Origin of the sequence: Dysgonomonas sp. UBA7710, from assembly GCF_002482385.1 — a bacterium.
GTDB lineage: Bacteria > Bacteroidota > Bacteroidia > Bacteroidales > Dysgonomonadaceae > Dysgonomonas.
In genome coordinates, this window is the sequence record NZ_DLFW01000004.1 from 82000 (window position 1) to 90910 (window position 8911).

An 8911-nucleotide genomic window follows, 5' to 3' on the forward strand; every position below is an offset into this window, starting at 1 on the left:
GCTTAGTTAGTAATTACCTCATAGCTAAAATATTCATGTGTCGCATACCAATCCTGATACTGGCTATCATAATACACTATCTCATCTTTAGCTATAAATATCTTATTAAATTTAGGAGTTTTTTCCAATAATCTCCTTAGGTTTTGGTCGCGATTGATTGGGTTCTGATATACCAAAATATAACTATTTAGAGGATATTGATTCATCAGATTATTCAGAAAACAGGCTAATTTATTAACTTCATCAAGATCCAAATTAGACAAAGAATTAGCACATGCCAAAACAACTGTATGAGGTAATGCAAACTCATCTCTATAATAAGCAGGATTACTTTTATCCAGCCCCTCACACAAATCAAATGTATCTATAACTTTAAAAGCCCCTGATTCGCTAAATTGCCTTGCCTTGTCAAGCATCGACTTTGAAACGTCTACCGCTAAATAATGCACCTTACGACTAGTCTCTGTTTTAAAAACATTATTAAAAGCCAGAGAAGCAGTTAGTGGTCCGCAGCCATAATCTATAAATACTATTCGCTCTTCCGTATTCTGAAATTTTGACAAAAAGAACGTCTTATGGCTAAGAAAAATATGCTGCATTGAAATAAAATATTTTCTCATATTCCAATAACAATACAGCAAAACATTTTCTTTGGGTGTATAATAAGCCAACAAACTTTGTTGACGATCCATATACCCGCCTACATTTTGCAGATAATTCAAATCAATTTGTTTATCAAAATCAGCCATTCCATACTGCGTAAGGTTATTACGCATAAAATCCGTGTTTAACCCTAATATTTCATTGGGCCATTTTGTACGTCTATCATTTTTGATCACCACCTCTACCTTATTCTCAAACACACTTTTAAAAGGCTCGCTAATCACGGATGGTGCTATCATCTCAGCGGTATTGATTCCGTCAGGAAAATAGATCGGCTGTCCTGCCAATATATCAGACAAAGATGTATTAATGTAGCCTCCTTTTGATTTGCAATACTCTATCAGACTCAGATATATAAGGTTGTCAGATAATATATTATCATTGCCTATCAATACCATCTGCTCACGAGCCCGTGTAAGAGCCACATTTAATTTGCGATCGACATCTCCTTCATCATTTAAACTAATCATTCCTTCTAATTGGAAGGGATTATTGACAGAAAAAGAATAAATAATAATATCTCGTTGGCTTCCCTGGAATCGCTCTACGGAATCGACAGTAATCTTATCATAATTGGGGATGCCTTCCTCTTCCAGTTTATGCTTGATAAGCGCTATCTGATTTCGAAAAGGTGCAATAATACCTACTGTTGTAAGCGGATCGAACTCTTTATTATTACTATCATACAAGGCTATGATTTCCTTAATGATATAAACAACAAAATCAGCCTCAGAAGTATTACTTTTTGCATAAAAATTATCGACCTTTTTATTATTAAAAAAAACCAACCTCTTTTGGCTTAGCAACTTTCTGACACTATGTGCTCCAGATTCTGAAAACTGCAAATCCGTTACCTGTCGGTATAATGCTGTCCTAGTTGCCACATCAATACCCGGTGCATCATAAGCTTCACGCAATAGCCCTTTATAAAATGCAAAATTAGGGAATAGAGAAATATCTTTATGCATACGCCCTTGATATGTTAAGGTATCATAAGAATCCACATGTTTATTGTCTTCACAAAATTTGTAAAGACGTTCAAATAGAGAATTCTTTCTGTTATACAAGCCGATAGACTCTAGCAATCGATTATTAGTTTTAGACCTCTTAACAGACTGCAAAGAAATTGCAGGCAATTGCTTATGATCCCCAATAAGTACAAATGTTGATGCTTTCCCCAAAATACCCACCAATTGGGGTTCCAGAATCTGAGAAGCTTCATCAACTATTATGTAATCAAAGTTTTTCACTTGGAAAATATGCTCCTTGCTACCTATTGAAGCTACAGTAGAAACATACACATTATTTTCTTTGAGAATACTGGCCACCTCAGCACGTCCAAATCTTTTACCTGATGCTAACAACTCTTTCTCTCTCTCTTCCATTACTACATCCAGCAGATTTCCCTGATATTCAATACCAGTAGATAACCGAGACCCAAAGCGAATAAAATTTCGTTCACTTCCCCCTTCGCAGGCATGGTTAATTGCCTCGCAAAGTTCATCAACTGCACGATTAGTATAAGCCAGCACAAGAATACTTTTCTTATTAGCAATAAGCTCTTTAACCATATTTTTAATAATAATCGAAGTTTTCCCTGTACCAGGAGGGCCATTCAGTAAAAAATAATGATCTGCAGATAAAGCCTTATTAATAACCATTTGCTGCTCATAGCTGATAGAAGAGTTCTTATAGCCATAATCCTTTCCTTTACCGGAATATTCCTGCGTTAAAATTAATTTTTTAAATGAGGAACTTTCTTTCAGAAAATTATAAAGATTCCGATACATAGAATTAAAGGAAATCTCCATAAAGTCACTTTCCAGAGCCCATTTTCCGTTAGAACCAAAAGAAGTAAAAAATGCCTTATTACGTTGTTTGTATCTAAAATATACGGTAACAGAATCAGCCGTGATTTCCTTGATCGTACATTTAAAAATCTGACTATGAGAAACGGTTTCCGATTCACCATTGCGGGGATATAGCACACAAATATCCCCAGCTCTGAAATTCACATGTTTATTATCAGTATTTGTCCTCTTGAACTCAATAATTTGTTCTTCCTGATCGATTTTATTACTCTCAATTTCTAAATCATATAAGATCTGAAATTTATCTTTCTTCTCCTCAAAACTATCCAGCCAAAGTCTAGCTAAACCATTCGAACCATTTTCTCTATCGCGTTCAGCACTGCCCACCTTACTTAGAAAATGTTCGTAAGAAACATAATTCACAAATGAAATAAAATAACTCTTCTCTAGATCTGAGGCCGAAGCTATCGGTTTAAGAAAATCATCCAATTGAGGCTCTATGATACGTCTGAAATTAGGATGAATATCCCTATTGATGAGATTTTGAGCATTGATCATTGCTAAAAGAGTTTCAGTAGATTTTTCATCATCTTTTGCTAGAAGATGTTCTCTTGTAATAATCTTATTTCTCAGATTAATCACTACTTGAAATCTATTCAGATAAGCCCCAATATTCCTCAGATTGCCGTGATCAGGCTTCGAATACAAAATAAACCCCTGCACTTTATTATTTATCTGCCCCATACTCAGTTTCCCTACCTGAGAATAGAGAAGATAATACATAAATAGCTGAGCCTGATGATTGTTCTTTATACTAACGCCGTCATCAGGAAATGGTGTGCTGCCCGACTTTAACTCTATAATTTTAGAGACGCCCCCAGTTTTTCTCCAATCAAGCATATCCATCCTTCCCTGTAATCCAAACCTTTCGGACAAAAAAGAAGGTTCCAAAGATATATTTTCCAGATCAATACCTAATTGTGTAAAATCATTCTCAATAGTTTGCTTAATTTTCAGAAACTGTTTCTGGCTTTCCTGATGATACTTGCTAAAATCCTGTTGATCTGAAATATCTACACAGGTAGTATACTCAAACGGACTTTTTTTAAAATGCTTGACAAAAGCACTTCCAAACTCCACAGGAGTTAAAGGATTTGAAAAAATCTCATCAACTACCAAGTTTGCAAAATTACCCAGCAGTATATGTTTAGAGTTAGGCACTGTTTCAAACTTAGACTTGAAAAATAATAATTCCGTTTCTCCATAATCTTGAACACATTCTGCAATAGAGGAAACATCCAGAAGATAATCAGGTTCTAGTACAATAATGTTAGGATGAAAGACTTCGTTAGCATCAATGACGATATCGATAAGATATAAAACAGCTCCTTCCCAAAAATCTTTACATGAGGTAATGATTTCATTCACACCCGTTTCCAATATCTGAACTGTTACGAGCTTCTCTGGAGCAAACTCATAAGCGGGTTCTTTTACACTTAAAGTATCAATATGGCAAATCAAATGATTCGCTCTCATTTCAACTATACAAACTTTAGCTTCACTTAATCGGATGTTCTTAATGACAGAAAATTCTTTTCCACGCTTTTCGTTCAATAATAAATTTTGTGGAATATTGATAGAATAAGCGACTTTAAGAAATTCAGCGAAAAGAGAAACGTGATATCTATAATCGTCTTCCAAAGGGACAAGACTTTCATGTAACACTTTGTTTGCTGTAATTCGTAGTCCGTGAATAGATCCATTAATATTATATGTACGACAAACAAAACTTAGTCTAGAAAAAAAATTCGAGAATTGAACGGGGGTTATTGATGTAAGATCTCTACAAACCTTTTCTAGCAAGCTTCTTAGTTGAGGATACTTTATTGACAGAGACAGAACTTCATTCTTATGAATACTTTCTAACTCTTCTAGAAACTCTAAGGCTATAATTTTTTTAGTCATTAACAATCGGACTATGTTAAATAATAAATGTTTAAATCTACACAAATATATTGAAATAAAACTTCGTTGAAAGTAAAAATAGAAATAACACAGGGGTTGGGATTGAGTTATGACAAAATGGGTAATATTAACAATGATATGCAAAACACATGGAAAGCGTGCGACCTTAATTTATTGAAGAAATACATTTCAAACGTTTCAAATAGGAAGAAGCTTTAACACCCATTGACGAGTCATCGGGAGACGAAGAAAAGGGTTATTAAGAGAGGGGTTGACAGAAAGACTTTGTTTCACAACGCAAAAAAAAGGTTAGATAAGCTATTCAATTATGATAGACAATTATCTGAAACTTTTGAATATTGTAATACGATGAAGAATAGGTCTATATCCGAGCAGATCAGCTTACTCGTGAAAAAGGAAATAGGCTTGTATGCAGATGTACAGATAGGGAAGGATAGATCCAGAAATGCAGATCTGAATATAAGTTCATCAACAGACTTAGGATTAACTTCTGTTTTGAAAATTTTTTCGCCCAAGATTCATGGGAGAGGATGTAGAGGACTTGAAAAAAGTCGAAGAGATAAAGAGGAAGAAACGGAATAGGGGAATGAGGAGATCGTTTTGACGAAAAATTCATAAGGCCATCTTTTAGCCAGGAATAATCTTCAACCATGGTAACATTTATACAATACGAACAATGTATTTAAGCTTTTATTAGACACTGTTAATTAATATTTAATCGGTATATTTGTATATGAATCAGATAAGTAATCTTCAAAACATGTTACCTTATGGCTAAAAGAAAAGTTGAGGAAAAGAAACCATTTGTAGTAAAAGTACCAGTATATGCTACAGAAGTAAAAGAAGGAAGTTTTACATATGAAAGTGTAATTACTAGACTTAAAGAGGAATTAAACAATTATAATAATAATGCAGATATTGGTAGAGTTGCATTTAATCGAAGTAATAAGACTCAGCGTAAAGTAATTCAAAAAGTAGATTATTTTGACTGCCCATATGGAGAAGATCCCAACGAAATACCGACCTTGTTATTGAAAACAACAACATTCAATACAAATATACATGATGCATATACAGAGGATTCAGATGGTACGATTCGAGTTCTATCTGATACAACTAAATTAGTTAGTGAACATAATTATATGTTATTTTATCCCAACTTTGTTGGTTATGAACCAAACCAAAAAGTTAATTGGTTAGTATTTGTTTGTGGAGATACAAATAAAAATGACACAGATATTGTAAATACTGCAAAGTTGGTCATAAATAGAGTGCTACATTGGAGTTTTACGAGTATCAAACCCAAAGATCTTTTAGATAAAGTACAACAGGTATCAATACCCGTTTTCCAATTGAGATATATTGGTGTTGAAAAAGACATATCAGATGCTAATGAGAAATATATTACTTACTTAGTAGAATCAAAGATAAAGAAGGATAAAAAGAAAACATATAAAGACATTCCTTTTAACTCTGTAGAAAAATTGTTGGAAGAAGATTTCAATCACGATGAGTATCAGATTCGTGAAGCCGAATTCACTCAGGGTAAGAAAAAATTTAAATTAGTAAGAAGGTATCAAGGGATGACTGAGGCTGAATATGATGAATTTGACACATTAAAAAAGGAAGCCCAAACTCTTTTTGAGGAAACCGCAGAACTAACATTTACAGATAGTTTTGAACTACTTGAAACTGAAGAAAAGAACAAGAAATTGCAAGACAAGGATTTTATTTTGGAAAGAATGCTGCCTATAATTATTAATTATATAGCAAGTTATAATGTTTGATTTTGAAACTATATTAACGATAGAACTAAGTCTGTTTGGAATTGGCATCACTGTTTTTACAGTTTTGTATACTTTTGTTTTGAATAAAAAAAGTGACCTATCAATCTATACAGAATTAAAAAGAAAGCAGAAGAAATCTAGTAAAACTATATTAGATCAAAAGATAATATTTGCAGAAAAATATATATCAAGTACAAAGAAAATAAATATATACTTGTTAATTCTTGTTTTTTATACTTTCATTGTCAGTTTCTTCTCATTTCTGGCATCTGGTAATTGCCTTTTATCTACAGAGTTCTTTAATGGAGTCAATATAGTTTTATCATTACTATGTATACTTTCATTAATTTATACTTTTATTATGCTTATTATTGTGACAAATCGCTATATTAAAGAAGTAAAAATAAAATAATTATGGCTACCGAAACCAACCGCATAGAATACAAACAGCAACTCACTGATGATTTAGAAAAAGAGGCGATTGCTTTTCTCAATTATCAGGAAGGTGGGATTATTTACATCGGTATAGACAAGGCAGGTAAAGCCATCGGTGTTAATGATACTGATGGCGATATGCTAAAAATCAAAGATCGCTTGAAGAATAATATCATGCCTTCTTGTATGGGATTATTTGATGTTACAGTTGAGAATATTGATTCAGTAGATGTAATAAAAATTACTTTTGCTAGTGGCACAGAAAAACCATATTATATCAAAAAGCTTGGAATGTCAGAAAAAGGTACATTCATGCGTATTGGAACAGCTGCCGAACCGATGCCTGTCAGAATGATTGAATCTCTGTTCTCTAAACGCACTCGCAATTCTATTGGTAAAATCAAATCTCCTAATCAAAGTCTTACATTTGAACAACTAAAAATTTACTATGAAAGTGCGAACAAAACGCTGAACCAGCAATTTGCATCCAATTTAGAATTACTCACAGAGGATGATAAATATAATTATGTGGCTTATTTATTAGCTGATACAAATGGAACATCAATAAAGGTTGCAAAATATGATGGACTTGATAGGGTTGATTTAAAAGAGAATAACGAATATGGTTATTGTTCATTAGTTAAAGCGACAAAACAAGTTCTTGATAAGATTGATATAGAAAATAAAACCTTAGCCAGAATTACACCTAAAGAACGTGAAGAAAAAAGGTTGTGGAATCCTGTTGCATTGCGTGAAGCAATAATTAATGCAATGGTTCATAATGATTATACCTCAGAAGTTCCACCCAAATTTGAATTTTTTGATGATAGAATCGAAATTACTTCATTCGGAAGTTTACCCCAAGGTATGACTGAAAAAGAGTTTTTTGAAGGCTATTCTGTTCCTCGCAACAAAGAGCTGATGCGAGTGTTTAGAGATTTAGATTTAGTAGAACATTTAGGCTCTGGAGTTCCTCGTATTTTGAGAACTTATGGTAAAGAGTGTTTTAAATTTACTGAAAATTTCTTGCGAATGACATTCCCTGTTTCGGAGCAGGTGACCGAGCAAGTGACCGAGCAAGTGACCGAGCAAGTGACCGAGCAAGTGACCGAGCAAGTCAAGGAACTTGTTAAAATTTTGGATAGAGAAATGGATAGGCAAGAAATACAAAACAAATTAGGCCTTTCTCATAGGGAAAATTTCAGATCTAATTATCTAAAACCTGCATTAGATCTTGGTTTTGTTGAGATGACTATACCAGATAAGCCAAATAGCAGCTTACAAAAATATCGCTTAACAATACTGGGGAAACAACTAAAAGGAAAGCTTTGATATTGCCAACTAATAAAGTATGATCCTTTTTCATATCTATACCCATTAGGGTATAAAGTTATGTTTTAAGCTTGAAGTTGTACCATATAGGGTATAGTTAAGTATAAATTAGAAAGACAGAAATTGAACTTTCAAAACAATTTCCTACCTTTACACTACCGCCACAAGAAGTTGTGAAGTAAGCAGAAAAATAGTGAAATACAATCGTAGCCTGACTCAAGGACTACTTTTTAGACATCATGCAAACTCGCTTGTATAGCCGAGTTGAATATATACGACCCGTCCCAGCGGGATCACTGAGAATGTAAAGCTTTGTAAATAAATCATTTACAAAGCTTTTTTTAGATCCGAACCCTGGATCTTTAATAAACATATTTGCCTGTATATCAACGTGTTATTTTAATTAAAATCTCTGCTTTTATAAATAGTTGTAACTAAATTAGTATATCAGTTTGAAAGACACAATGCTCATTACAGTAAATTGGTTCCTAGTGTAATTACAGTTAAGACCTATAGCAGGTATAAACTAACCCTAAGCAGATTAATAGAATTTATGCAATCCCAATATGGGATATCTGACATTCAACTAAGTAAAGTCACTCTTGAATTCATTGAACTTTTTTTCTCTTTCCTAAAAGAGAAGCATCTATGTAGTTACAATACTGCAACAATATTTATCCAGAGGTTTCGTTCTGTTGTAAATTATGCTGCTAAGACTCACCAGCCAGCATATATCTCATTATTGAAGATCCCGCTTCAAATTTTAGAGAAATATAAACGGCAATATAATGATGAACCAATATTTCCTATAAACAGTAATCAGAAAATGAATGAATATCTGAAGGAAACAGCAGTCATTTAGAAAAGGGAGATAAAATGACGGTAATTAAAACTTAA

General features: G+C 33.3%; 5 protein-coding genes. 4 read left to right on the forward strand and 1 reads right to left on the reverse strand.

All coding sequences use genetic code 11. From position 1 onward, the window contains the following. Nucleotides 1-2 precede the first annotated feature (2 nt). Nucleotides 3-4439 (reverse strand): AAA domain-containing protein, encoded by a 4437-nt coding sequence (locus tag B3317_RS03280; protein WP_291108602.1) that lies wholly within the window; start codon nt 4437-4439, stop codon nt 3-5. Between the two features lie 225 nt (nt 4440-4664). Here B3317_RS03280 and B3317_RS03285 point away from each other — a divergent pair, with 225 nt between their 5' ends. From B3317_RS03285 to B3317_RS18205, 4 genes are all read left to right on the forward strand, one after another. Beyond that, complete coding sequence (locus B3317_RS03285; protein WP_291108604.1) at nt 4665-5042, forward strand: DUF5712 family protein; 378 nt, start codon at nt 4665-4667, stop codon at nt 5040-5042. A 188-nt stretch (nt 5043-5230) separates the two neighbouring features. After that, complete coding sequence (locus B3317_RS03290; protein WP_291108606.1) at nt 5231-6247, forward strand: hypothetical protein; 1017 nt, start codon at nt 5231-5233, stop codon at nt 6245-6247. Nucleotides 6248-6661: 414 nt separating this feature from the next. Continuing rightward, on the forward strand, nt 6662-8014 hold the full coding sequence (locus B3317_RS03295) for a Fic family protein (RefSeq protein WP_291108607.1): 1353 nt from the start codon (nt 6662-6664) through the stop codon (nt 8012-8014). Nucleotides 8015-8438: 424 nt separating this feature from the next. Then, nucleotides 8439-8876 carry a phage integrase SAM-like domain-containing protein gene (locus B3317_RS18205; protein WP_414647432.1) on the forward strand — a complete coding sequence of 146 codons (438 nt, stop codon included), beginning with the start codon at nt 8439-8441 and terminating at the stop codon, nt 8874-8876. Nucleotides 8877-8911: the final 35 nt, after the last annotated feature.

Excerpts from the sequence above, each read along its gene's own strand:
- B3317_RS03290 (WP_291108606.1), top strand. The coding sequence starts at position 5,231 with ATGGCTAAAAGAAAAGTTGAGGAAAAGAAACCATTTGTAGTAAAAGTA.
- B3317_RS03280 (WP_291108602.1), bottom strand. The coding sequence starts at position 4,439 with ATGACTAAAAAAATTATAGCCTTAGAGTTTCTAGAAGAGTTAGAAAGT.
- B3317_RS03295 (WP_291108607.1), top strand. The coding sequence starts at position 6,662 with ATGGCTACCGAAACCAACCGCATAGAATACAAACAGCAACTCACTGAT.